This window comes from Rhodocyclaceae bacterium (assembly GCA_020248265.1).
Taxonomy (GTDB): Bacteria; Pseudomonadota; Gammaproteobacteria; order Burkholderiales; family CAIKXV01; genus CAIKXV01.
In genome coordinates this window covers 185,527-207,480 of the sequence record JADCHX010000024.1, presented here as the reverse complement: position 1 = coordinate 207,480, position 21,954 = coordinate 185,527, and the positions used below count along the sequence as shown (strand labels likewise).

The window sequence follows — 21,954 nt, the reverse complement described above, 5'->3', positions numbered from 1 at the left end:
CCGGCCGGCGGCCGAATCAATCCGTCAACGAGGAAATCCGATGGGCGTGCTGTTCGAATCGATGCTGGGCGTGCCAGCCTTCCTGACCTACTTCGCCGCGACGCTCGCGATGGTCGTGCTGTTCATCGCGATCTACATCCGGATCACGCCTTACCCGGAACTGTCGCTGATCCGAGAGGGCAACGTGGCCGCCGCATGGAGCCTGTCCGGTGCGCTGTTCGGCTTCGTGGTGCCGCTCGCACGCTCGGTCGCCCAGAGCGTGAACCTGGTCGACATGCTGTCCTGGGGTGCTGTCGCGTTCCTGGTCCAGCTGCTGGTCTACCTCGGCGTACGCATGGCGATGCCGGGCATCGTCACCGGCATCCCCGAGGGCAAGGTCGCACACGGGCTGTTCCTTGGCGCGATGTCGCTCGCGGCGGGGCTGTTGAACGCGGCCTGCATGACCTATTGATCAGGCTTCCGGCGTGCCGGTATCGTCCGCGCCGCTGGCCAGTTCGACACGCGCGGCGCTCGCCAGGGCCTGGTAGCGCCGGCGGAACGCATCCAGTGCTTCCTCTTCCAGTTCCTCCAGGTCGAGCAGCGCATTGTGCGCGCCCCGGGTGGCGCGGATCAGCTCGTCGAGCTTCACCTGGATCGCCTCGGTGTCGCGGTTCTGCGTGTTCTGGATCAGGAACACCATCAGGAAGGTGATGATCGTCGTGCTGGTGTTGATCACCAGCTGCCAGGTGTCGCTGTAGTCGAACAGGGGGCCGGTGACCATCCAGGCGAGGATGATGCCGACGGCGAGTGCGAATACCCTCGGGCGGCCGCAGAAGTGCGAGGCCGACTTGGCGAAGCGGGAATACCATTTCGTGCGGGGCATCGTGAGTCTCCTCGGGGTCGCGTACGGGTACAAGCATGCGCCCTCGCGGCACGATCCGTTCCCTTGCGAGCGTGGACATGCACACGGCGCATGCCGACCCGACCCCGCCGATCAGCGCTTCGCCACCGTCCTGCGCATCACCGACACCCGTGGCTCGAAGCCCTGCTTCTTCCACGCGGCCACCGCCCGGTCGTCGCGCACCACCACCGCCAGCTCCAGCGTGGAGATGCGCTGCCGCCGCGCATGTTCGGAGGCATGCTGCATGAGCAGGCTGCTCAGGCCGCGCCTGCGGTACGCCTCCTCGACATCGACATCGACGATGTACAGCACCGGCTCGTATTCGAAGGTGTCGCCGAACAGCGGATCCTCGACCTGCACGCGGGCGGTGAGGTAACCGGCGAGCTGCAGCCGCGACTGGTCTTCGGCGCGGGCGATCCAGCCGAGCAGCGTACCGGCGGCCAATGCCCGCTTCAGGCGCGCGGTCGTCTTCTGCACTGTGAGCGCCGGCGTGAACGTCGGGTCGACGCCGCCGCTGGTCTCGGCCAGGTGCCGGAACCAGAGGTCTGCGATCGCCGGAGCGTCCTCGGGCCCGGCGCGGTTGACGACGAAGCCTGCCGACCGGTTGGCCATGCTCAGCCCCCGCCCACGGTGAGCGAGATCATGCGCCACGGACCGGCATTCGGAGTCTTGCCCCGGCTGCGGGTGAAGCAGGCCCGTGCCTCGATCGCACTGCGGATGTGCTCGGAGGCCATGTAACCGCCGCCGTTCTTCAGCACCACCTTCACCCAGCGCTGCGACGTCCTCGAGTCGTCTTCGAGGTCCCAGTCTTCCACGCCGACGATCTGGTGCGACAGCGTGGCGATGATCGGTGCCTGGGTCGACGGCTTGCCGAACACCGGCGCATCGGCGATGACCACCGCGGCGAAGAGGTACGGGTCGATCGTCGGTGGAAAGGTCACGGCCACATAGGGCAGGCACAGCAGCCGCTCGCCAGTGGCCGCTTCGACCGGTGCGGCACCGAAGCGCAGCATCGAACGCAGCTCGGTCCACAGCGGTGACTCCTTTGCCTTCGCGGCGGTGTCGAGGTCCCACTGCTCGACGAAGGCTTTCACGCCATCGGGCTTCTCGAAGCTGTTGCGAACCTTCGGGTCGAGGATCGACAGCAGGAACTTCACGTCGCGCTGCTCGACGGCGGTAGCCAGCCGCTTCTGGAACTGCAGCCAGGACGGATCCTGCGCGCCGGCGTCGACCGGCGGCAACGGGGCTTCCTGGGCTGACGCCGGCGCTGCCTGCAGTGCCAGCGTCAGGCCTGCCGCCATGCACAGCGTCGCGAATGCACGCATCGGTCAGCGTCCCTTGAACTCGCCGCGGCGCTTCTCGAAGAACGCCTGCAGCGCCTCGGCGTGGTCTTCGGTCTTGTGGCACAGCGCCTGGTAGCTCGAGCAGATATCGAGGTACTCGGGCAGCGGCATCCGCTGCGACAGCTTGAGCAGCCGCTTTGCGTAGCGCAGGGCCTGCGGCGGCTTGTACGACATCCGGCGGGCCATGTCCTGGGCGCGCGCCAGCAGTTCTTCCGGCTTCACGACCTCGAGCACCAGCCCGAGGGCGAGCGCCTCGTCGGCCTTGATCAGTCGGCCGGAGAAGGTGAGCTCCGCCGCCCGCTGGTAGCCGACCGCGCGGGTCAGGAACCAGGAGCCGCCATCGCCCGGGATGATGCCGAGGTTGACGAAGGTCTCGCCGAACTGGGCTTCGGTCGATGCGATACGGATGTCGCACATCTGGGTGAGGTCGAAACCGGCGCCGACCGCCGGGCCGTTCACCGCAGCGATCACCGGCAGTTCGCACTCGTGCAGCGCCATCGGGATGCGCTGGATGCCCGACTTGTAGTTCTGCTGCACCTCGTGCACCGGCACGTCGGTGCGCTGCTTCATGTTCTTCACGTTGCCGCCGGCGGAGAACGCCGAGCCTGCGCCGGTGAGTACCAGCACCGAGATGTCCGGGCAGGCGCTGGCCCAGTTCACCACGCTGACCAGTTCGGTGCCGATCAGCGAACCGGACAGGGCGTTGCGGATGTCATCGCGGTTGAAGGTGAGGGTGGCGACCCGGCCATCGATCGCGAGCGTGCAATCGGTGACGGCGGGCTGTTCGGCGAGCGTGCTGGCCATGGGCGGCTCCGGAGGGCGGAAGACGTAAAGGCGGGAGTTTACCTATACTGGTACCCACACCGGGGTCAGGTCTTGACTTTTGCATCTGCGATGCAAAAGTCAAGACCTGACCCCCTCGGGGGAGGTGGAAGCATGGATCGCGGTTCAGCAATCGTCACCGACTTCCGATCGGTGACGCCGGCGGTACGCCTTTACAGTGGAGAGCTTGCGCTCGATTCGCTCGCCACCGAAGTCGCGCGGTTGAAGGCGAAGCGGGCCTTCATCGTCTGCGGGCGCTCGGTTGCCACCCGTACCGGCCTCGTCGCGCTGGTGCGTGACCGGCTCGGGCCCGCCTATGCCGGCCAGTTCGACCGCATGCGCAAGGATTCGCCCTATCCCGACGTCGTCGAGGCGCGCGATGCCGCGCGCGCGGCCGGGGCCGACGTGCTGCTCGCGATCGGCGGCGGCAGCGTGATGCAGGCGACGCGCGTGGTCGCGATCCTGCTTGCCGAAGCGGGTGACGTGATGAAGATGATCACCCAGTATCCCGAGCAGGGGGCCGCCATCAGCCCGAAGCTGATGGCTCCCAAGCTGCCGATCATCGCCATCTGCACCGTCGGCACCTCGGCGACGCACCGCGGCGGTTCGGCCATCCGCAACGAGGACCTCGACCACCGGATGGAGTTCTTCGATCCGAAGACCCGGCCGCAGGCGGTGTTCTGGGACCATCGCGCGCTGCAGACCGCGCCGGTGTCGCTGGCGCTGGAGAGCGGCTTCTCGGTGTTCTGCCGGGCGCTGGTCAACCTGGGAACCGAGCGCCAGAACCCGCTGGTCGAGGGCAATCGCCGGCAGGCCTTCGCGCTCGCCGATCGCGCACTGCCGCGCCTGCTCGCGGCGCCCGATGACCCGGTGCCCCGGCTGGAGCTGTGCGCGGCGGCCTGGCTGCAGAATCGTGACGCCGACGATGGCGGCACGATGTTCGACAAGCACTGGGTGCAGCGCGTGGCCTATGCGTTTGCCACCGCGCTGTTCATCCGCTTCCCGGAGGTGTCGCAGGGGCAGGCCAATGCCGCCGTCACCTCGACCGTGATGCGTGCGCTCGGCCCGCGCGATGCGCGGGCCACCCGCAACATGGCCGTGGCCCTGGGCGCGCTGGACCCTCACGCCGGGGCGGACGAGCTTGCACAGGCGCACCACCTTGCCGCCGACGCGTTCGACGCGCGCGCGCGTGCGCTCGGCCTGCCGGTGCGGCTGTCGCAGTTGCCGGTACAGGTGCCGCGCGCGAGCCTGCCGCTGATCGTGCAGGACTCGCTGAAGAACTTCAACGCGGACCCGAAGCGCGAGTTCAGGTGCGAGGTCGGCCTGCTGGGCGAGGTGCTCGACGCCGCCTGGTGAACAGCCAGCGTTTTGCGTTGCGCGCATCGATTCGGACGCGCCTGCCGTTAACATCGCGGCATGTTCGAGATCGTGCTGGTAAACCCCGAGATCGCCCCGAATACCGGCAACGTGATCCGGCTCGCGGCCAACACCGGCTGCCGCTTGCACCTGGTGGAGCCTCTGGGTTTCGTGATGACCGACAAGGGCCTCAAGCGTGCCGGCCTCGACTACCATGAACACGCAACGGTCCGGCGCCACGTCGACTGGGCCGCCTGTGTGGCCGCGCTGGGCGGTGCGCGCCGCTTCGCGATCACCACGCGCGGCAGCATGCGCTACAGCGAGGTCGCGTTCCGGCCCGGGGATGCCTTCGTGTTCGGCGCCGAAAGCAGCGGACTGCCGGCTGCCGTGCTGGAGACCTTCGAAATGGCATGCCGTCTGCGCTTGCCGATGCAGCCGGCCTCGCGCAGTCTCAACCTCGGCAATTCGGTGTCCGCCGTCGTGTTCGAGGCCTGGCGCCAGCATGGCTTTGCCGGCGGCGCCTGAGAATCGTCCGCTGGTCAGTCGGCTTCCGACCGCGGATCCCGCCGCATCAGTTCCTCGACCGCCGCGCGCGCGTCCAGGTTGCCGTCGAGCACCGCGCACACTGCCTCGGTGATCGGCATCTCGACCGCATTCGCACGCGCGAGTGCGGCCAGTGCATGCGCACTGGACACGCCTTCGGCCACATGGCCGAGCGTGGCGAGTATCTCCGCGAGCGGTACGTCCTGCGCGAGCCGCAGCCCGACCTGCCGGTTGCGGGACAGATCTCCGGTGCAGGTGAGGATCAGGTCGCCGGCGCCGCTCAGGCCCATCAGCGTGTCGGGACGTCCGCCCAGGCGCAGCCCCAGCCGGGTCAGCTCGGCAAGGCCGCGGGTGATCAGCGCCGCGCGTGCATTGAGCCCCAGCGCCAGCCCGTCGCAGATGCCGGCGGCGATGGCCATCACGTTCTTCGCCGCGCCGCCGACCTCGACGCCGATCACGTCCGGCGACGAGTAGATGCGCAGCCGGCTGCTGTGCAGGGCATGCGCGGTCGACCGGGCGAACGCAGCATCGGCCGAGGCCAGGGTCAGCGCCGCAGGCAGGCCGCGCGCGATCTCGGCGGCGAAACTCGGGCCCGACAGCACGCCGCTCGCGGCGCCGCCGGTACGCAAGCGGGCGATGATCCGGTGCGGCAGCTCGCCGGTGGATGCGTCGAACCCCTTGCAGGCCCAGAGCAGCGGACGTTCGCTCGCGCCGGCGATCGCTTCGAGCCGCTGCAGCGTCGAGGCGAGTGCTCCGGTCGGTACGGCGGCGAGCATCAGCGTGGCATCGTCGAGGCAGCGGCCGAGGTCTGCATCGACGACGATCGATGCGGGCAGGCGGTGCCCCGGCAGGTAGCGCAGGTTTTCACGGCTGCCTGCCAGCTCCGCCGCATGCGCCGGGTCGCGCGTCCATAGCGAGACCGCATGCCGGTCGGCGAACGCGGAGGCCAGCGCCGTGCCCCATGCGCCGGCACCGAGTACCGCGATCTTCACGAGCCGAAGACCTGGTTCACGTGGATGAAGCCGATCGCACCGTCGCGGTGGCGGACGCGGACCCATTCACCGGTCGGCGGCTCTACCATGTCGAGCACTACATCCCGCCCGACGCGAAGCACGACGGCGCCGGCTTCGGAGGGAGCGTCGCGCATCGTCCCGGTGGCCGCGCGCACCAGCACCGTGCGTGCCGAGGACAGCGCACGGTTCTCGACCCAGGCCAGTGCGCCGGTGGCGTCGCGCACCTTGGTCCAGCCTTCGGTTGCCACGACGACCTGTACGGGATAGCCGCGCCCCAGAACCCACAGTCGCTTCGCCTTCGCGGAAGGCCCGTCATAAAGGATGGCTGCCGGCTCTCCGATCGACCGGAACGCCTGCGCCGATACGGCCGGCGCGGCCAGCAGGGCCGCCAGGGCCAGTATCGTGCAGGCCACCGGGCCTGACCGGTGTCCGGGCCGGGCCAGCCGTCCCGGACGCATGCCTGCCATGACCGCCGGGATCCGGATCAGTGCGTCTGGCCGTCGCCGGCCGTGGCCTCGGCAGCCTGCGCCTGCTGCTGGTACAGCATCTCGAAGTTGATCGGCTGCAGGACGATCGGCATGAAACCCGCGCGGACCGACACGTCCGACACCACTTCGCGCGCGTACGGATACAGCAGGTTCGGGCAGGTGATGCCAAGTACCTGGGGCAGCATGTCCGGCAGTACGCCAGAAATACGGAAGATGCCGCCCTGCACGACCTCGATCAGGAACAGGGTCTTGTCGCCCATCTTCGCCGTCACGGTGACGGTCAGCGTGACGTGGTAGGCGTCGTCGCGTATGTGTTTGCCGTCGGTGTGCAGGTTGAGGTCCACCGCCGGCTGGCCCTGCTCCATGAAGATGTTCGGGGCGTTCGGGACTTCGAGCGAGAGATCCTTGATGTAGAGCTTCTCGATCGCGAACTGCGGTTGTGTCGCGCCTGCTGCGGGATTGGTTTCGGCCATGGTCGATCCGTTCGATTGCCGCCGGGACGGCGGAGGGGAAATGATGTGCTGCGTGCGCGGGCGGCCTGTCGACAGGCCTGCCGCCGCGCTCAGGCGCCGGCCAGCAGCGGGTCGAGACCGCCTGCGCGGTCAAGCGCGGACAGGTCGTCGAAGCCGCCGACATGGCGCTCGCCGATGTAGATCTGCGGCACGGTGCGCCGGCCGGTGCGCTCGATCATCTGATCGCGGATCGCCGGGTCGGTATCGATGCGGATCTTCTCTATCTCGGTGACGCCCTTCGCGCGCAGCAGGCGCTCGGCCATCTGGCAGTAGGGGCAGACTCCGGTCGAGTACATCGTGATCTTCGGCATCGCGGCGTTTCCTGTTCGGGTTCGCTTGGGGATCGGTGCGGCGCGTTCAGCCCTTCGCGCCCTTCTGGATCGGAAGGTTGGCCTGTTCCCATGCGGTCAGGCCGTCGCGCAGCTTGACCGCCTCGGCAAAGCCGGCCTTGCGGAAGGCATTGGTCGCGGCGCCGGACCGCTGGCCGTTGCGGCAATGGACGATGATCGGCTTCGCCTTGTACTTTTCGAATTCCTTCAGGCGACCGGCAACCTCGGCTGCAGGCAGATTGCGCGCGTGCGGGATGTGTCCGGCAGCGAACTCTGCCGGGTCGCGCACATCGATCAGCAGCGCATCCTTGCGGTTGATCAGGTTGACGGCATCGGTCACGCCGATCTCGCTCGTACCGTTGATGAGGCCCATCAGGAGCGGCCACACGAGCAGCGATCCGCTGACCACTGCCACCGTCACCAGCAGGATGTTCTGTTGCAGGAAATCCCAGACACTCACTCGGCTGTACTCCAGCGGTTGGCCAATGACGAATGCCACCGGCCCGATATCGACGGGCGCGTATTATGAAGTAGGATCGTCGCCCATGCTTACTCATGCACCCATGACTGCCCTGTCGCCAGCCGAGATGCCTGCCGGTTCCCCTGCCGGTCCTGTCTCCGGGACGCCTTCCGGTTCCGTCTCGCCTTCGTCGGTCCCGGCCCGGCCGGCCGGTATCACCCCGGTCCTGCTGCTGATCCTCGACGGCTTCGGCTACCGCCAGGGCGGCGACGACAATGCGATCCTGCATGCGCGCAAGCCGGTGTGGGACAGCCTGTGGCAGTCGTGCGCGCATACGACGATCGATGCCTCGGAGCGCCATGTCGGCCTGCCGGTGGGGCAGATGGGCAATTCGGAGGTCGGCCACCTGAACATCGGCGCCGGCCGCGTCGTCTACCAGGAACTCACCAAGATCGACCACGCGATCGAGACCGGCGCGTTCGCGGGCAATGCCGCCCTGCTCGGCGCGATCGGCGCCGCGCAGGCGAGCGGCGGTGCGCTGCATGTGCTGGGCCTTGCGTCGCCGGGTGGCGTGCACTGTCACGAGTCGCACCTCGCGGCCATCGTGCAACTGGCATTCGACAACGGCCTGCACCGGGTCTACGTGCACGCCTTCCTCGACGGCCGCGACACGCCGCCGAAGAGCGCCGAGCCCACGCTCACGATGCTCGAGAAGGTGCTCGCGCAGGCCGGCTCGGTGGCCGATGCGCGTATCGCCTCGATCGTCGGCCGTTACTTCGCGATGGATCGCGACAAGCGCTGGGAACGGGTGCAGGTGGCCTACGACCTCATGACGCTCGGCCGGGCCGCGTTCACCGCGGGCGATCCGCTCGAGGGCCTCGCGGCAGCCTATGCCCGTGGCGAGTCCGACGAGTTCGTGACGGCGACCACGATCGTGCCGCCCGGCACGCAACCGGCAACGATCCGGGACGGCGATGCGGTGGTGTTCATGAACTTCCGCGCCGATCGGGCCCGCGAGATCACCCGCGCGATCACCGATCCGGCCTTCGACGGCTTCGCGCGAGAGGCGCTGCCGAAGCTGTCTGCCTTCGTGACCCTGACCCGCTACGGCGACGAATTCGAGGCGCTGCCTGCAGCCTTCCCGCCCGATTCGATCCGCAACGGCTTCGGCGAATACCTGGCGTCGCGTGGCCTCACCCAGCTGCGTATCGCGGAGACCGAGAAGTACGCCCATGTCACCTATTTCTTCAACGGCGGCGTCGAAGCGGCGTACGCCGGCGAGTCGCGGGTGCTGGTGCCTTCGCCGAAGGTCGCCACGTACGACCTGAAGCCCGAAATGAGCGCTTTCGAGGTCACCGCCGAACTCGAGGCGGCCATTGCCAGCGGCCGCTACGACGCGATCATCTGCAACTACGCGAACTGCGACATGGTCGGCCATACCGGCAACTTCGATGCGGCCCGGCAGGCCGTCGAGGCGATCGACACCTGTGTCGGGCGCGTGGTGGCCGCCATGAAGGCCGCCGGCGGCGAGGTGCTGATCACCGCCGACCACGGCAACGCCGAGATGATGCGCGACCCTGAATCGAAGCAGGCGCACACCGCCCACACGCTGAACGTGGTGCCGCTGGTGCATGTCGGGCGACCGGCGAAGATCGCCGACGGCGGCGCGCTGCAGGACATCGCGCCGACGCTCCTGCGCATGATGGGCGTCCCGCAACCGCCCGAGATGACCGGCCGCCCGCTGGTCGCCTTCGACTGATCCTCCCGCCGGAGTTCCTCGCGCCCTCGGCGCATCCGGCGGCGCCGAGGGTGCCCGGCCGCGGCCGCGGCCGCGCGGCGCTGCTGGCGGTGCTGCTCGGCGCGGGACTGGTCGTGGCCGTGGCTGCCGCCGGCGCGCGTGCGGCCGATGCGCGCCCGGCCACGGCGTCCCCGAAGGCTGCGGATGCCGCCCGCGGTGAACTGCAGGAACTGCGGCAGCGCATCGAGGCGCTGCAGAAGAAAGTCGCCGGTGCCGAGGAGGTGAAGTCGGAGGCGGCCGATGCGCTGCGCGAATCCGAGCGCGCGATCAGCGAGGCGAGTCGCCGGTTGTTCGAGATCGCCGGCGAGAAGAAGGCGGTGAACGACGACATCGCGCGGCTGTCGGGCGAGGCCGGTACCGTCGAGGGCCGGGTGCGTGCCCAGCAGGAGCGGCTCGGCCAGTTGCTGCAGCGGCGATACATGGCTGGCGACCCTGATCCGCTGCAACTCGCGCTGTCGGGCGCGAATCCGGCCGAGGCAACGCGAATGCTGCACTACTACGGTTACCTGCATCGCGCCTACCTCGAGCAGATCGAGGGGCTGCGCACCGAACTGGCCCGGCTGGCGAGGCTGTCGGGGGAGCGCAAGAGCAAGGGCGCCGAACTTGCTGCGCTGGAGGCCGAGGCCGGCCGGGAGCGGGCGCGACTGGAAGCCGAGCGGGGGCGGCACCGGGCCGTGCTCGCGCGCGCATCGAAGGAGATCGACGCCAGCCGGCGGCAGATCGCGACGCTGCGCCGTGACGAGGACCGGTTGACCCGCCTGGTCGAGCAGATCGTCCGGATGCTGGCGGAACGCGAACGCGAACGCGCCCAGGCCCGGGAAGCGGCGGCGCGCGAGGCGCAGGCGAAGGCACGGGCGGCGCGCGAGCCGGCGAAGGCGGTGGAGCGCACCGCCCGCACCCCGGGCGAGCGTCCGCCCGCCGACGCTGCCGACGGCCGCGTCACGCGCAGCGACCGGATCCCGGATCCCGGCGTGCCGGCGGGCGCATTCGCCTCGCTGAAGGGGCGGCTCGCGTTGCCGGTAGCCGGCGAGATCGGAAACCGTTTCGGCCAGGCTCGCGCCGACGGCGGCCTGCAATGGCGGGGCATCACGATCCTTGCGCAGCCCGGGCAGGAGGTGCGCTCGGTTGCGCCCGGGCGAGTGGTGTTCGCCGACTGGCTGCGCGGCTTCGGCAATCTGCTGATCGTCGACCACGGCGACGGCTACATGACGCTCTATGGCAACAACGAATCGCTGCTCCGGCGCGTCGGCGACGGCGTGCGCGGCGGCGACCCGGTCGCCACGGTCGGCTCCAGCGGTGGCTCCGGCCCGGCCGGTCTCTATTTCGAGCTGCGCCACCAGGGAAAGCCGGTCGATCCGCTCGGCTGGTCGGCCGGGCGCTGATCCGGCCGCCGTGTATCGCAGCGCGTGGTCACGACAGTTACGCATGTCGCAGTGTTGACGTAACTTCCGTCTCACGACGGTGCCTGCCAAGCTGCTACCATGCTTTCTCCTGCAATGCACTCCGTCGGCAACCTTCCCGGCCCGGCGCCAATCCTTCCAGAGGTCACCGCGTCTCCATGTCCCGGTCGTTGGGTTCAATCATGCGCAACAAGGCAAGCCAGATCGGGCTGATCTGTGTCGGCGTCGTGCTCGGCGTTCTCGTCAGCCTGAATTTCTCCGCGGTCGCACAGCGCGAGGCGCCCAGCCCGCTGCCGATCGAAGACCTGCGCGTGTTCACCGAGGTCTTCGCCCGCATCAAGAGCGATTACGTCGAGACGGTGGAAGACCGCAAGCTGTTCACCGAGGCGATCAACGGCATGCTGTCGGGCCTCGATCCGCACTCCGCATACCTCGACCAGGAGGCCTTCAAGGAGCTCCAGGTGGGCACCCAGGGCGAGTTCGGCGGCCTCGGCATCGAGGTCGGCATGGAAGACGGGCTGGTGCGCGTCGTCTCCCCGATCGACGACACCCCGGCCTCACGCGCGGGCCTTCGTCCCGGCGACCTGATCGTCCGGCTCGACGAGACGCCGGTGAAGGGCATGACGCTGAACGATGCCGTGCGGCGGATGCGGGGCAAGCCGAACACCAACATCACGTTGACCATCGTGCGGCGCGGCGAAGAGAAGCCGATCGTCGTCACGCTCACCCGCGCGGTGATCAAGATCCAGAGCGTGCGCTCCGCGGTCATGGAGCCCGGCTACGGCTACATCCGCCTGACGCAGTTCCAGGAGCACACCGGAGAGAGCCTCGCGCAGGCGATCCAGCGCGTCTGGAAAGAGAACAACGGCAACATGCGCGGTCTGATCCTCGACCTGCGCAACGACCCGGGCGGCCTGCTCAACGGCGCGGTCGCGGTATCGGCCGCGTTCCTGCCGGCCAATGCACTGGTCACCTACACCGACGGTCGCGCACCCGATTCGAGGATGAAGCTCAACGCCAGCCCCGAGTTCTACCTGCGCGGGGCCTCGCAGGGCGACTACCTGCGCGGGCTGCCGAAGGATGTGAAGTCGGTGCCGCTGGTGGTGCTGATCAACGGCGGGTCGGCGTCGGCTTCCGAGATCGTTGCCGGCGCGTTGCAGGATCACAAACGTGCAACGATCATCGGTACCCAGAGCTTCGGCAAGGGTTCGGTACAGACCATCCTGCCTCTGACCAACAACACTGCGATCAAGCTCACTACCGCGCGCTATTTCACGCCGAACGGCCGCTCGATCCAGGCCAAGGGGATCACGCCCGACATCGTGGTCGAAGACCCCAGCAACCCGAGCGACGGCCAGCGCGTTCGCGAGGCAGACCTGAACCGGCACTTGTCCGACGGCAAGGGGGGCGAGCCCAAGGCTGCACCGCGTCCGCGCCCGGATGCGAAGAAGGACGAGCCTGCCCGCCCGCGCGTCGAGCCGATACGGCTGGAGCCTGGCCAGGTATTCTCGCGCGAAGATTTCCAGCTGATGCAGGCGCTGAACCACCTGAAGGGGCAGCCCGTGCAGCGCGAACTGCCGGTGGCAGCCGCTGCGCCGGCCGCCACGACCGCCGCCGCCCGCTGAGGATCCGGCCGCTGCAGGCGCGGGCATCGGCCCGTACCCTGCAGCCGGCAGGGCCGGCCGCCTTCCGGGCTCCCTGCGATGGATGACGACCAGCTCACCCGTTACAGCCGCCATATCCTGCTCGACGAGATCGGGATCGACGGCCAGCAGCGTCTGCTCGATGGCCGGGTACTCCTGGTCGGGGCCGGGGGGCTGGGTTCCCCGGTTGCACTCTACCTCGCGAGCGCCGGTATCGGCGAGCTGGTGGTCTGCGATGCGGACCGGGTCGACCTGACCAACCTGCAGCGGCAGGTTGCGCACACCACGCAAAGCATCGGCATGCTCAAGGTCGATTCCATCGGCCGTTCGATGCAGGCGATCAACCCTGCCACGCAGGTAGTCGCGCTGGCGCAGCGGCTGGAAGGGGATGCGTTGCTCGAGCGGGTCGCCGCGGCCGACGTGGTGGTCGACGCCAGCGACAACTTCGCGACCCGCTACGCCCTGAACGCGGCCTGCGTACGCTTCCGCAAGCCGCTGGTGTCAGGGGCTGCGATCCGCTTCGACGGGCAGGTGTCGGTGTTCGACCTGCGCCGTGACGACAGCCCGTGCTACCACTGCCTGTTCCCGCAGGACGCGGCGGCTGGCGAGGAAGAAGAGCGCTGCGCGGTGATGGGGGTGTTCGCGCCGCTGGTCGGAGTCATCGGTGCGATGCAGGCGGGCGAAGTGCTCAAGCTCGTCGCCGGGGTCGGCAGGCCGCTGTCGGGACGGTTGCTGCTGTTCAGCGCGCGCGAGGCCGAATGGCGGGCAGTGCGCGTGAAGCGTGATCCGGCCTGTCCCGTCTGCGCGGGGCGCGATCGAGGCTGAGGGCGCGCTTCAGGTCGACAGCAGGATCTTGCGCTGCTCGGCCCAGAACTGCGACGGGTCGCGGGTGAAGCCGCTCTTGGCGAACTGGTGCCAGCGGCCGACCACGAAGGCCATGATCGCATTGGCCTGGGCCGCCACGTCGGCATCGCCCGGCAACTCGCCCTGGGTCTGCGACAGCCGCAGTGCCTGCTTCAGCGTGGCCTCGATCCGGTCGTGCATCTGGTTGATCCGCGCCTGCAGCCGGGTATTCTCGTGCACCAGCGCCTCGCCGATCAGTACCCGGCTCATGCCGGGATTCTTCTTCGAGAACGCGAGCAGCACCGCGACCATGGCGTCCACCTGCTTCAGCCCGATCGGCTCATCGCTGGCGATCTTGTTGACCAGGCTGAACACGGTCTGCTCGATGAACTCGATCAGTCCTTCGAACATCTGCGCCTTGCTCGCGAAATGGCGGTAGAGCGCCGCCTCCGACACGTCGAGCCGGGCGGCGAGGGAGGCGGTGGTTATCTTTTCCGGGCTCGGGACTTCGAGCATTTCGGCGAGCGTCTGCAGGATCTGCAGCCTGCGTTCGCCTGTACGGGGCGGCATGATGAACCCTCCACAGGATGGTGTCCGGTCTGGCGTCCGGCGCTGGCAACGACCCGGTTGCCGGGGAACCCCGGCGGCACCGATTGTGAGCACCCGCTTCGTTGCAAAAACGGATTCTAGGCGGATTGGGCCGCAGGCGTCAGGGAAAAATGCAGGCTCGCACAGCACATTCCCGGAGGCGTCCGTCGCTCATCGCAACTGTGGCAGGCAGCGCCGCATCTCCCGCAGGTCGGTGACCATCAGGTCGACATGCGCGGGACGCCGCACGCGCAGCAGCCCCGGTTTGCGGCGCACGATGTACACCGTACGCATGCCGAGCGAGCGCGCCGTCGACAGGTTTTCGAGAGAATCCTCGACCATGATGCTGCGCCGGGGGTCGATCCGGTGGCGCCGGAACAGTTCGCGGAAGCCGCGCACGTCCGGCTTCGGACGGTACCCGGTGTGCTCGATCGTGAATACGCCGTCGAACAGATCGGTGATGCCCAGCACGCCGAGCACCGCGCGGCAGTAGCGCTCCGGCGAATTCGAGAACACCACCTTTCGTCCGGGCAGCCGGTGCAGCAGCGCGCGCAGTCCCATCTCGCGGATCACCATCCGGTCGAGTTCGGGGAACTGGTGCGTCTCGTGCAGGAAGTGGTCCGGGTCGGTTTCGTGGTGTTTCATCAGCCCGAGCAGCGTCGCGCCGTACTGAAGCCAGTAGCGGCGCCGCAGTGCACTCGCCTCGGCTTCCGCCAGTCCGAGGTGTCGCATCACGTACTCGGTCATCGACCGGTTCATGTGCGGGAAGATGTGCGGCGTGCAGTAGTGCAGCGTGTTGTCGAGGTCGAAGACCCAGGTGCGGGCCCGGGCCATCAGCGGCGGTCCCTCATCGACTGCGGATCATCGTGCCGACGCCCTGGTCGGTCATGATCTCGAGCAGCACGCTGTGGTCGACCCGGCCGTCGATGATGTGCACCGAAGACACGCCGCCACGCGCGGCATCCAGCGCCGAGGAGATCTTCGGCAGCATGCCGCCCGAGATCGTGCCGTCGGCGAACAGTTCGTCGATGCGCCGCGCGGTGAGACCGGTGAGCAGGTTGCCTTCCTTGTCGAGCACGCCGGGCGTATTGGTGAGCAGCATCAGCTTCTCTGCCTTCAGGATCTCGGCGACCTTGCCGGCCACCAGGTCGGCGTTGATGTTGTAGGTCTCGCCCTGGGACCCGGAACCGATCGGGGCGATGACCGGGATGAAGCCGCTCGAGGTGAGGGTCTGGATGATGCCCGGGTCGACCGACTCGATCTCGCCGACCTGGCCGATGTCGATCTTCTCGTCCGGGTTCTCCTGGCGCGCAACCATCATCTTGCGGGCACGGATCAGTCCGCCGTCCTGCCCGGTCAGCCCGACCGCCTTGCCGCCGGCGCTGTTGATCAGTTCGACGATCTCCTTGTTCACCTGGCCGGCGAGCACCATCTCGACGATGTCCATCGTCTCGGCATCGGTGACGCGCATCCCCTGGACGAACTCGCCCTTCTTGCCGACGCGCGCGAGCAGCTGCTCGATCTGCGGGCCGCCGCCGTGCACCACCACCGGGTTGATGCCGACCAGCCGCAACAGGACGACGTCATGCGCGAACGACTGCTTCAGCTTCTCGTCGGTCATCGCGTTGCCGCCGTACTTGATGACCACGGTGCGTCCGTGGAAGCGGCGGATGTAGGGCAGCGCCTCGGACAGGACCTGGGCTTTCTGCGTGGCAGTCAACGGGGCGGCATCGGTCATCGGTGCGAGCCGCGGGCTGCGCGGCGTGAAGGACGGAGCACTGATTCTAGCGGCCAGGGCGGGTGGGCGGTATCTGCATGCTGGGTCCGCCAGGCATTGCGTGGTGCCGGCGGACGGATCGGGTACGGAACCGTGCCGTGCAACGCGCCTGGCCGACCATCATGGCCCGGCCAGGCGCATGGTGCATGCGCCGCTCAGCGGATCTCGAGCCGCCGGACCGAGGTGACGGCCTTCTTCGGCAGGCGCAGCTCGAGCACGCCGTCGGCGTACTTCGCCTCGGCCGCGGCCTCGTCGATAGCGTCGGCCAGCTGGAACGCGCGGTGCAGCTTGCCGTAGTAGCGCTCGCTGCGCAGCACGCGGCCGTCCTTGTTCGCCTCGCGCTGGTTACGCACCTCCGCGCTGATCGCGACATCGTTGCCGTCGATCGTCACATGGATGTCGTCGCGCGAGACGCCAGGCAGCTCGGCGTGCACCGCGTAGGCCTTGTCGTCCTCGGTCACCTCGACGCTGAACGGACGCGCGGCGCCGGTGGGTGCAGTGCCGGTCGCGCCGACCGGGCGCACCAGGAAGCCCTGGAACAGGTTGTTGAAGATATCGTCGATCGATTCGTTGCGGATCAGCTGGGCCATGGTGGAGCCTCCATCAGACAGTGGTTGGATGTCGCCCCCGGGGCGGTTCCCGGTGGTCGGGCGGTGCCTGCGGTTTCCGATGGCACGACGCCTGCCCCTGGTAGATGTGCACAGGCCCTGCTTTTTCAAGTGTCCCGGCGGTTGAGCATCGAAGGGAAGCCACCGGTCGCTCGGCTATACTTGATCGTTTTCCGGAAGGCCCCCAGATGGTGATCGAGATGTTTCCGAACCGCCCGGCCGAGCGCGTTCTCTGCGTGCTTGCGTTCCTGCTTTGCAGTGCCGTGGCGTCGCTCGCATCCGCGCAGCCAGGTGCGCTCCCGGTGCCGGTTCCGCCGTCGATCAACGCGAAGGCCTTCGTGCTGGTCGACTTCGCGACCGGGCAGGTACTGGCCTCGCAGGCGGCCGATGACCGGTTCGAGCCGGCGTCGCTGACCAAGCTGATGACCGCCTACCTCACGTTCAACTCGATCCGCCAGAAGCGGCTGACGCCGTCGCTGGTGGTGCCGGTGTCCGACCGTGCGCGCAAGGCCGAGGGCTCGCGCATGTTCATCGAGCAGCGTATCCCGGTCACCGTCGACGAACTGATGCGCGGCATGATCATCCAGTCGGGCAACGACGCCAGCATCGCGCTGGCCGAGGCGGTCGCTGGCGGCGAGGATGCATTCGCCGATGCGATGACGCGCGAGGCACAGCGGCTCGGCATGAAGAACACGTCGCTGCGCAATTCGACCGGGCTGCCCGATCCGAAGCACTACAGCAGCGCCTCCGACCTCGCGCGGCTCGCGGTGGCGATCATCCGAGACTTCCCCGAGTTCTATGGGCTGTATTCGCAGCGCGACTTCACCTACAACAAGATCAAGCAGGCAAACCGCAACCGGCTGCTATGGCTCGATCCCTCCGTCGACGGCATGAAGACCGGCTTCACCGAGGCCGCGGGATTCTGCCTGGTCACCTCCGCGAAGCGCGGCGAGCGGCGGCTGGTGGCGGTGGTGCTCGGTGCGCCGTCCGAGCGCGCGCGCATCAGCGAGAGCCAGAAGCTGATCAACTACGGCTTTCAGTTCTTCGACAACTTCCGCCTGTATGCGGCGCGCCAGCCGGTCGCGTCGCTCGCGGTCTGGAAGGGATCCTCGCGCACCGTCGACGCGGGCTTCGAGGCCGACCTGGTCGCCACCCTGCCGGCCGGCAGCGGGTCGCGCGTGAAGGCTGACCTCGAGAGCGTGCAGCCGCTGGTTGCGCCGATCGCTGCCGGGCAGCGCGTCGGCACGCTCAAGCTCGCGCTGGATGGCCGTCCGCTGGCAGAATATCCAGTAGTCGCACTGCAGGAAGTACGGGCGGCGAACATCTTCCGGCGTACGTGGGACAGCCTGCGGCTCATGCTGAAGCAATGACGGCTGCTTCGGTGACTACCGTACCGATATCGAGGGCAAAGCGATGATCGTTCACCTGAATGGCGAGTTCCTTCCGATCGAAGAGGCGAAGATCTCGCCGCTCGACCGCGGCTTCATCTTCGGCGACGGGGTCTACGAGGTGATCCCGGTCTATTCGAAGAAGCCCTTCAGGATGATGGAACACCTGCAGCGCATGCAGCGGAGCATGGACAAGATCGGGCTTCAGAACCCGCACTCGATCGAGCGCTGGGAAGCGTTGTGCAACGAGATGATCGAACGCTCGCCGCACCCCGACCAGGGGCTGTACATCCAGGTCACGCGTGGGGTCGCGCCGCGCGACCATGCGTTCCCCAAGGATGCGAAGCCGACTGTCTTCATGATGAGCAACCCGATGCGCAAGCCGCCGGTCGAGTGGCATACCGACGGCGCGGCCGCGATCACCGCCAGCGACGACCGCTGGTACAACAACGACATCAAGTCAACGGCGCTGCTGGGCAACGTCCTGGCCCGGCAGAAATCGGCCGAGGTCGGCGCGGTCGAGACCATCCTGATCCGCGACGGCATGCTTACCGAGGCTTCGTCCAGCAACGTGCTGATCGTGAAGGACGGCACCATCTTCTCGCCCCCGAAGAGCAACCTGCTGCTGCCCGGCACCACGTTCGACGTCACCATCGAGCTCGCGCAGAAGCATGGCATGCCGCACCAGCTGCGCCCGATCACCGAGGCCGAGTTGCATGCCGCCGACGAGATCTGGGTCACCTCGGCCACGAAGGAAGTACTCGCGATCACGACACTCGATGACAAGCCCGTGGGCACTGGCAAGCCCGGCCCGGTCTGGAAGCAGATGCACGCGCACTACCAGGTGTTCAAGCGCGAGGTGACAGGTTGCTGACCGCGCGCGCCTGGCAGGCCGGTTTCTGGGTGCACGCCCCGTGGCGGTGAACGGCAGGTCCGGTGACGAGCGGGGCGCCGTGCCGCATCCCGGGGCGCCGACCGACTCGCTCATCGTCTATCCGTCACCTTTCCCGGTCAAGGTGATGGGTCCGGCGGCGCCCGGGTTCGCGCCGGCGGTGGTCGCGGTCGTGCAGCGGCATGACCCGGACTTCGACCCGGCGACGGTCGAGATGCGCAGCAGCCGCGAGGGGAAATACACCAGCCTGACGGCTACCGTCACCGCCACGTCGCGCGAGCAGCTCGACGCGCTGTACAAGGATCTCTGCGATCACCCGATGGTGGTGATGGTCCTGTAGCTCGACACTGCCCGGCTCGTCATTCCCGTTTTCCGCGTTCCCTGGAGGACCCCGCATGGCCAACGCAAAGAAGCGCACGCAGACCCCTGCGAAGAAATCGGCTGCAAAGAAGGCTGCTCCGAAGAAGGCTGCTCCGAAGAAGGTCGCTCCGAAGAAGGTCGCTCCGAAGAAGGTCGCTCCCAAGAAGATCGCTCCCAAGAAGGCCGCCCCCAGGAAGACCCCCGGGGTCGCCACCCCGCCGCGCAGGACCGTCGTCCGCCGATCGCCGATCCATGGCCGCGGTGTCTTCGCGACGGTGGACATCCCGAAGGGGGAGCGCGTGATCGAGTACAAGGCACGCAAGATCACCTGGGCGCAGGCGGACCGCTGGTATGCCGACGACGACAGCAAGCCGTCGCACACCTTCCTGTTCACGCTCGACGACAAGTACGTGCTCGACGGCAACAAGGACGCCAACAGCGCCCGCTGGATCAACCACTCCTGCAACCCGAACTGCGAATCCGACATCGTCGATGGCCGGATCTGGATCGAGTCGCTGCGTAACATCAAGGCCGGCGAAGAGCTGAATTACGACTACAACATCACCCTCGAGACGCCGCATACCCCGGCCGAGAAGCGCCGCTGGGGCTGCCGCTGCGGATCGAAGAACTGCCGCGGCACGCTGCTCGGGAAGAAGCGCTGACTCACTTGCGCGGACTTGCCTGTTCCGACTCACCTGTGCTGACCGGCCAGTGCCGGCCGGTCAGCCGGCGTTGAACTTCGCCCGCAGTGCCTCGACCCTGCGCCGGTTCACGCCGAGGTCCCAGTAACCCAGACGCGAGGCGGATTGCACCTGGAACACGCCAGCTGCCGGATCGAGTTCGAACCGCAGGTCGTCGATGAAGCCGAACACGCGCGAGCGGAACTCGACGGCGATCCAGCCCTGGCGCGCATCGACCACGGTTGCGTTGCGGTCCTGTTCGATGATCCGCAGCAGCCTGCCCTGCGCCGCTTCGGCCGGGCCGGTGAATGCGAACGGGGCGATCTGTTGCGACGGTCGTGCCGCCCGGGACGATACGCAGTTGGGACTGTCAGGGCAGGAAGGCAGCATGCTCGCCGATCTGGCCGCCCCGGTGCACAGCACGACCGCGAGGGTGGCGGCGACCAGCGCGCGGAGACGGACGTGGGTGGATGACATCGGGCAATTGTGACGCAAGCCGGTTCGCCCGCACAGCGAACCGGCACTGCACGCCTACAATCGGCCCATGAATCTGTCGAATTCCGACGCCTGCGACCGCCTTCCGGGCGTCGACGAACCCATCGTGCGCCACCTGGGAACGACCGCCTACCGCGAGACCTGGGGTGCGATGCAGGCCTTCACGGACCAGCGTGGCGCGGGGACCCGCGACGAGCTGTGGCTCACCGAGCACCCGCCCGTCTATACGCTGGGCCTCGCCGGGCGGGCCGGGCACCTGCATCCGGCCGCCGCGGAAGGCGCGATCGAGATCGTCCACGCCGACCGTGGCGGGCAGGTCACATACCACGGACCCGGGCAGGCCGTGATGTATGTGCTGCTCGACCTGAAGCGCCGGCGGCTCGGCGTGCGGCAGCTCGTCCGGATGCTGGAACAGGCCGTGATAGACTGCCTTGGCGTGTGGGGAATCGAAGCGCACGGCAGGGTGGACGCACCCGGTGTCTATGTCGGCGCGGCGAAGATTTCCGCCCTCGGTCTGAAGGTCCGGCGTGGCGCGAGCTATCACGGGCTTGCATTCAACGTCGACATGGATCTGTCCCCTTTTGACGCAATAGACCCGTGCGGCTATCCCGGCCTTGCGGTCACGCAGGCTCGTGCGCTCGGGATCGACGCATCCACCGGTGAAATGGCCGACCGCCTGGCCACCCTGTTCATCGCCAGCCTGCAAGCCCGATTCCCGATCGTTCCAGAATGAATACAGCTCCGGTTCCCTCGCCCGCCGCAGGCGAGAAGCAGAAAGCGCAGGCCAAGACCTCGCGCAATCCGATCCCGATCGTGCCGGTCGGTGTCGCGCTCAAGAAGCCCGACTGGATCCGGGTGAAGGCTCCGCACCCGGATTCGCGCTTCTACGAGATCAAGAAGATCCTGCGCGAGCAGAAACTGCACACGGTGTGCGAGGAAGCGTCGTGTCCGAACATCGGCGAGTGCTTCGGCAAGGGCACCGCCACGTTCATGATCCTGGGCGACCTGTGCACCAGGCGCTGTCCGTTCTGCGACGTAGGCCATGGCCGCCCGCAACCCCCCGATCCTGACGAACCGCGCCACCTCGGCGAGACCATCGCAGCGCTCCGGCTGCGCTACGTGGTGATCACCAGCGTCGACCGCGACGACCTGCGCGACGGTGGCGCACAGCATTTCGTCGATTGCATCCGGTCGGTGCGCGCGCTGTCCCCTGCGACGACGATCGAGGTGCTGGTGCCCGATTTCCGCGGCCGCCGCGACCGTGCACTGGCCATACTCGACGCTGGCCCGCCGGACGTGATGAACCACAACATGGAAACCGTGCCCCGGCTGTACAAGGCTGCACGGCCAGGCGCGGACTTTGCCAACTCGCTGCTGCTGCTGAAGGAATTCAAGGCACGCCACCCGACGGTGCCGACCAAGTCGGGCCTGATGGTCGGACTCGGGGAGACCGACGAGGAGATCCTCGACGTGATGCGCGAGATGCGTGCACACGATGTCGACATGCTCACGGTCGGCCAGTACCTGCAGCCGTCCGGGCACCACCTGCCGGTGACCCGCTTCGTGCATCCGGACACCTTCGCGATGTACGAGGCCGAGGCGATGAAGATGGGCTTCGCCCACGCAGCCTGCGGGCCGATGGTGCGCTCGAGCTACCACGCCGACCAGCAGGCCCACGACGCGGGCGTCGTCGTGTCGGAGATCGGTTTGGCTGCCCCGGCCAGCGCCTGACACTG

The 21,954-nt window shown here is 67.9% G+C and carries 27 protein-coding genes; 13 read left to right on the top strand and 14 right to left on the bottom strand.

Annotated elements, in window-relative coordinates:
• The first annotated feature begins 40 nt into the window (after positions 1 to 40).
• Positions 41 to 451: a DUF350 domain-containing protein gene (locus ING98_19765; protein ID MCA3104113.1), complete on the top strand. Its 411-nt coding sequence runs from the start codon at positions 41 to 43 to the stop codon at positions 449 to 451.
• Here ING98_19765 and ING98_19760 read toward each other — a convergent pair whose 3' ends face one another.
• The 4 genes from ING98_19760 to ING98_19745 all read right to left on the bottom strand — a co-directional run bounded on the left by ING98_19760 (position 452) and on the right by ING98_19745 (position 3,027).
• Positions 452 to 862, bottom strand: coding sequence for a low affinity iron permease family protein (locus ING98_19760; protein MCA3104112.1), 411 nt, complete (start codon positions 860 to 862; stop codon positions 452 to 454).
• A 111-nt stretch (positions 863 to 973) separates the two neighbouring features.
• Positions 974 to 1,492 (bottom strand): GNAT family N-acetyltransferase, encoded by a 519-nt coding sequence (locus ING98_19755; GenBank protein MCA3104111.1) that lies wholly within the window; start codon positions 1,490 to 1,492, stop codon positions 974 to 976.
• A 2-nt stretch (positions 1,493 to 1,494) separates the two neighbouring features.
• A complete protein-coding gene (locus tag ING98_19750; protein ID MCA3104110.1) occupies positions 1,495 to 2,205 on the bottom strand; it encodes a hypothetical protein in 711 nt (236 codons plus the stop codon).
• Between the two features lie 3 nt (positions 2,206 to 2,208).
• Positions 2,209 to 3,027, bottom strand: a complete 819-nt coding sequence (locus ING98_19745; protein ID MCA3104109.1) for an enoyl-CoA hydratase/isomerase family protein — start codon at positions 3,025 to 3,027, stop codon at positions 2,209 to 2,211.
• 132 nt (positions 3,028 to 3,159) lie between these two features.
• On the opposite strand from ING98_19745, the gene ING98_19740 reads away from it, so the two are divergent.
• Entirely contained in the window at positions 3,160 to 4,401 is a 1,242-nt protein-coding gene (locus tag ING98_19740; protein ID MCA3104108.1) for an iron-containing alcohol dehydrogenase, read from the top strand.
• Positions 4,402 to 4,461: 60 nt separating this feature from the next.
• Positions 4,462 to 4,926, top strand: a complete 465-nt coding sequence (locus ING98_19735) for a tRNA (cytidine(34)-2'-O)-methyltransferase (GenBank protein MCA3104107.1) — start codon at positions 4,462 to 4,464, stop codon at positions 4,924 to 4,926.
• A gap of 14 nt (positions 4,927 to 4,940) precedes the next feature.
• On the opposite strand, the gene ING98_19730 is transcribed toward ING98_19735, so the two are convergent.
• From ING98_19730 to ING98_19710, 5 genes are all read right to left on the bottom strand, one after another.
• Entirely contained in the window at positions 4,941 to 6,002 is a 1,062-nt protein-coding gene (locus ING98_19730) for an NAD(P)-dependent glycerol-3-phosphate dehydrogenase (protein ID MCA3104106.1), read from the bottom strand.
• Complete coding sequence (locus tag ING98_19725) at positions 5,933 to 6,415, bottom strand: hypothetical protein (protein MCA3104105.1); 483 nt, start codon at positions 6,413 to 6,415, stop codon at positions 5,933 to 5,935. Before ING98_19725 ends, ING98_19730 begins: the two co-directional genes overlap by 70 nt.
• A 26-nt stretch (positions 6,416 to 6,441) precedes the next feature.
• Positions 6,442 to 6,918, bottom strand: coding sequence for a protein-export chaperone SecB (secB, locus tag ING98_19720; GenBank protein ID MCA3104104.1), 477 nt, complete (start codon positions 6,916 to 6,918; stop codon positions 6,442 to 6,444).
• A gap of 89 nt (positions 6,919 to 7,007) precedes the next feature.
• Entirely contained in the window at positions 7,008 to 7,268 is a 261-nt protein-coding gene (grxC, locus tag ING98_19715; GenBank protein MCA3104103.1) for a glutaredoxin 3, read from the bottom strand.
• A gap of 46 nt (positions 7,269 to 7,314) precedes the next feature.
• On the bottom strand, positions 7,315 to 7,659 hold the full coding sequence (locus ING98_19710) for a rhodanese-like domain-containing protein (protein MCA3104102.1): 345 nt from the start codon (positions 7,657 to 7,659) through the stop codon (positions 7,315 to 7,317).
• Positions 7,660 to 7,873: 214 nt separating this feature from the next.
• Here ING98_19710 and ING98_19705 point away from each other — a divergent pair, with 214 nt between their 5' ends.
• The 4 genes from ING98_19705 to moeB all read left to right on the top strand — a co-directional run bounded on the left by ING98_19705 (position 7,874) and on the right by moeB (position 13,412).
• The gene (locus ING98_19705) at positions 7,874 to 9,505 is read left to right on the top strand and encodes a 2,3-bisphosphoglycerate-independent phosphoglycerate mutase (GenBank protein MCA3104101.1); all 1,632 of its coding nucleotides are present in this window, start codon (positions 7,874 to 7,876) and stop codon (positions 9,503 to 9,505) included.
• Positions 9,506 to 9,555: 50 nt separating this feature from the next.
• Positions 9,556 to 10,926, top strand: coding sequence for a peptidoglycan DD-metalloendopeptidase family protein (locus ING98_19700; GenBank protein ID MCA3104100.1), 1,371 nt, complete (start codon positions 9,556 to 9,558; stop codon positions 10,924 to 10,926).
• A 200-nt stretch (positions 10,927 to 11,126) separates the two neighbouring features.
• Positions 11,127 to 12,569, top strand: a complete 1,443-nt coding sequence (locus ING98_19695; protein MCA3104099.1) for a S41 family peptidase — start codon at positions 11,127 to 11,129, stop codon at positions 12,567 to 12,569.
• Positions 12,570 to 12,647: 78 nt separating this feature from the next.
• Positions 12,648 to 13,412 (top strand): molybdopterin-synthase adenylyltransferase MoeB, encoded by a 765-nt coding sequence (gene moeB / locus ING98_19690; protein MCA3104098.1) that lies wholly within the window; start codon positions 12,648 to 12,650, stop codon positions 13,410 to 13,412.
• 9 nt (positions 13,413 to 13,421) lie between these two features.
• Here moeB and slmA read toward each other — a convergent pair whose 3' ends face one another.
• The 4 genes from slmA to ING98_19670 all read right to left on the bottom strand — a co-directional run bounded on the left by slmA (position 13,422) and on the right by ING98_19670 (position 16,385).
• A complete protein-coding gene (gene slmA / locus ING98_19685; GenBank protein MCA3104097.1) occupies positions 13,422 to 14,000 on the bottom strand; it encodes a nucleoid occlusion factor SlmA in 579 nt (192 codons plus the stop codon).
• A 189-nt stretch (positions 14,001 to 14,189) separates the two neighbouring features.
• Complete coding sequence (locus ING98_19680) at positions 14,190 to 14,852, bottom strand: pyrimidine 5'-nucleotidase (GenBank protein ID MCA3104096.1); 663 nt, start codon at positions 14,850 to 14,852, stop codon at positions 14,190 to 14,192.
• A gap of 13 nt (positions 14,853 to 14,865) precedes the next feature.
• On the bottom strand, positions 14,866 to 15,756 hold the full coding sequence (gene argB, locus ING98_19675) for an acetylglutamate kinase (protein ID MCA3104095.1): 891 nt from the start codon (positions 15,754 to 15,756) through the stop codon (positions 14,866 to 14,868).
• A 194-nt stretch (positions 15,757 to 15,950) separates the two neighbouring features.
• Positions 15,951 to 16,385, bottom strand: a complete 435-nt coding sequence (locus ING98_19670; protein MCA3104094.1) for an Hsp20/alpha crystallin family protein — start codon at positions 16,383 to 16,385, stop codon at positions 15,951 to 15,953.
• Positions 16,386 to 16,603: 218 nt separating this feature from the next.
• On the opposite strand from ING98_19670, the gene ING98_19665 reads away from it, so the two are divergent.
• The 4 genes from ING98_19665 to ING98_19650 all read left to right on the top strand — a co-directional run bounded on the left by ING98_19665 (position 16,604) and on the right by ING98_19650 (position 19,705).
• Positions 16,604 to 17,773 carry a D-alanyl-D-alanine carboxypeptidase gene (locus ING98_19665; protein MCA3104093.1) on the top strand — a complete coding sequence of 390 codons (1,170 nt, stop codon included), beginning with the start codon at positions 16,604 to 16,606 and terminating at the stop codon, positions 17,771 to 17,773.
• Between the two features lie 46 nt (positions 17,774 to 17,819).
• Entirely contained in the window at positions 17,820 to 18,665 is an 846-nt protein-coding gene (locus ING98_19660) for a D-amino acid aminotransferase (protein MCA3104092.1), read from the top strand.
• 145 nt (positions 18,666 to 18,810) lie between these two features.
• Positions 18,811 to 19,023, top strand: a complete 213-nt coding sequence (locus ING98_19655) for a DUF493 domain-containing protein (GenBank protein MCA3104091.1) — start codon at positions 18,811 to 18,813, stop codon at positions 19,021 to 19,023.
• 55 nt (positions 19,024 to 19,078) lie between these two features.
• Complete coding sequence (locus tag ING98_19650; GenBank protein MCA3104090.1) at positions 19,079 to 19,705, top strand: SET domain-containing protein-lysine N-methyltransferase; 627 nt, start codon at positions 19,079 to 19,081, stop codon at positions 19,703 to 19,705.
• 60 nt (positions 19,706 to 19,765) lie between these two features.
• Here the strand turns inward: ING98_19650 and ING98_19645 are convergent, their stop codons facing one another.
• Positions 19,766 to 20,113, bottom strand: coding sequence for a DUF1499 domain-containing protein (locus ING98_19645; protein MCA3104089.1), 348 nt, complete (start codon positions 20,111 to 20,113; stop codon positions 19,766 to 19,768).
• Between the two features lie 154 nt (positions 20,114 to 20,267).
• Here ING98_19645 and lipB point away from each other — a divergent pair, with 154 nt between their 5' ends.
• Positions 20,268 to 20,951: a lipoyl(octanoyl) transferase LipB gene (lipB, locus tag ING98_19640; GenBank protein MCA3104088.1), complete on the top strand. Its 684-nt coding sequence runs from the start codon at positions 20,268 to 20,270 to the stop codon at positions 20,949 to 20,951.
• Positions 20,948 to 21,949 carry a lipoyl synthase gene (gene lipA / locus ING98_19635; GenBank protein MCA3104087.1) on the top strand — a complete coding sequence of 334 codons (1,002 nt, stop codon included), beginning with the start codon at positions 20,948 to 20,950 and terminating at the stop codon, positions 21,947 to 21,949. Before lipB ends, lipA begins: the two co-directional genes overlap by 4 nt.
• The last annotated feature ends 5 nt before the right edge of the window (positions 21,950 to 21,954 follow it).

Excerpts from the sequence above, each read along its gene's own strand:
- ING98_19765 (MCA3104113.1), top strand. The coding sequence starts at position 41 with ATGGGCGTGCTGTTCGAATCGATGCTGGGCGTGCCAGCCTTCCTGACC.
- ING98_19760 (MCA3104112.1), bottom strand. The coding sequence starts at position 862 with ATGCCCCGCACGAAATGGTATTCCCGCTTCGCCAAGTCGGCCTCGCAC.
- ING98_19755 (MCA3104111.1), bottom strand. The coding sequence starts at position 1,492 with ATGGCCAACCGGTCGGCAGGCTTCGTCGTCAACCGCGCCGGGCCCGAG.
- ING98_19750 (MCA3104110.1), bottom strand. The coding sequence starts at position 2,205 with ATGCGTGCATTCGCGACGCTGTGCATGGCGGCAGGCCTGACGCTGGCA.
- ING98_19745 (MCA3104109.1), bottom strand. The coding sequence starts at position 3,027 with ATGGCCAGCACGCTCGCCGAACAGCCCGCCGTCACCGATTGCACGCTC.
- ING98_19740 (MCA3104108.1), top strand. The coding sequence starts at position 3,160 with ATGGATCGCGGTTCAGCAATCGTCACCGACTTCCGATCGGTGACGCCG.
- ING98_19735 (MCA3104107.1), top strand. The coding sequence starts at position 4,462 with ATGTTCGAGATCGTGCTGGTAAACCCCGAGATCGCCCCGAATACCGGC.
- ING98_19730 (MCA3104106.1), bottom strand. The coding sequence starts at position 6,002 with ATGGGTCCGCGTCCGCCACCGCGACGGTGCGATCGGCTTCATCCACGT.
- ING98_19725 (MCA3104105.1), bottom strand. The coding sequence starts at position 6,415 with ATGCGTCCGGGACGGCTGGCCCGGCCCGGACACCGGTCAGGCCCGGTG.
- secB (MCA3104104.1), bottom strand. The coding sequence starts at position 6,918 with ATGGCCGAAACCAATCCCGCAGCAGGCGCGACACAACCGCAGTTCGCG.
- grxC (MCA3104103.1), bottom strand. The coding sequence starts at position 7,268 with ATGCCGAAGATCACGATGTACTCGACCGGAGTCTGCCCCTACTGCCAG.
- ING98_19710 (MCA3104102.1), bottom strand. The coding sequence starts at position 7,659 with ATGGGCCTCATCAACGGTACGAGCGAGATCGGCGTGACCGATGCCGTC.
- ING98_19705 (MCA3104101.1), top strand. The coding sequence starts at position 7,874 with ATGCCTGCCGGTTCCCCTGCCGGTCCTGTCTCCGGGACGCCTTCCGGT.
- ING98_19695 (MCA3104099.1), top strand. The coding sequence starts at position 11,127 with ATGCGCAACAAGGCAAGCCAGATCGGGCTGATCTGTGTCGGCGTCGTG.
- moeB (MCA3104098.1), top strand. The coding sequence starts at position 12,648 with ATGGATGACGACCAGCTCACCCGTTACAGCCGCCATATCCTGCTCGAC.
- slmA (MCA3104097.1), bottom strand. The coding sequence starts at position 14,000 with ATGCCGCCCCGTACAGGCGAACGCAGGCTGCAGATCCTGCAGACGCTC.
- ING98_19680 (MCA3104096.1), bottom strand. The coding sequence starts at position 14,852 with ATGGCCCGGGCCCGCACCTGGGTCTTCGACCTCGACAACACGCTGCAC.
- argB (MCA3104095.1), bottom strand. The coding sequence starts at position 15,756 with ATGACCGATGCCGCCCCGTTGACTGCCACGCAGAAAGCCCAGGTCCTG.
- ING98_19670 (MCA3104094.1), bottom strand. The coding sequence starts at position 16,385 with ATGGCCCAGCTGATCCGCAACGAATCGATCGACGATATCTTCAACAAC.
- ING98_19665 (MCA3104093.1), top strand. The coding sequence starts at position 16,604 with ATGTTTCCGAACCGCCCGGCCGAGCGCGTTCTCTGCGTGCTTGCGTTC.
- ING98_19655 (MCA3104091.1), top strand. The coding sequence starts at position 18,811 with ATGGGTCCGGCGGCGCCCGGGTTCGCGCCGGCGGTGGTCGCGGTCGTG.
- ING98_19650 (MCA3104090.1), top strand. The coding sequence starts at position 19,079 with ATGGCCAACGCAAAGAAGCGCACGCAGACCCCTGCGAAGAAATCGGCT.
- ING98_19645 (MCA3104089.1), bottom strand. The coding sequence starts at position 20,113 with ATGCTGCCTTCCTGCCCTGACAGTCCCAACTGCGTATCGTCCCGGGCG.
- lipB (MCA3104088.1), top strand. The coding sequence starts at position 20,268 with ATGAATCTGTCGAATTCCGACGCCTGCGACCGCCTTCCGGGCGTCGAC.
- lipA (MCA3104087.1), top strand. The coding sequence starts at position 20,948 with ATGAATACAGCTCCGGTTCCCTCGCCCGCCGCAGGCGAGAAGCAGAAA.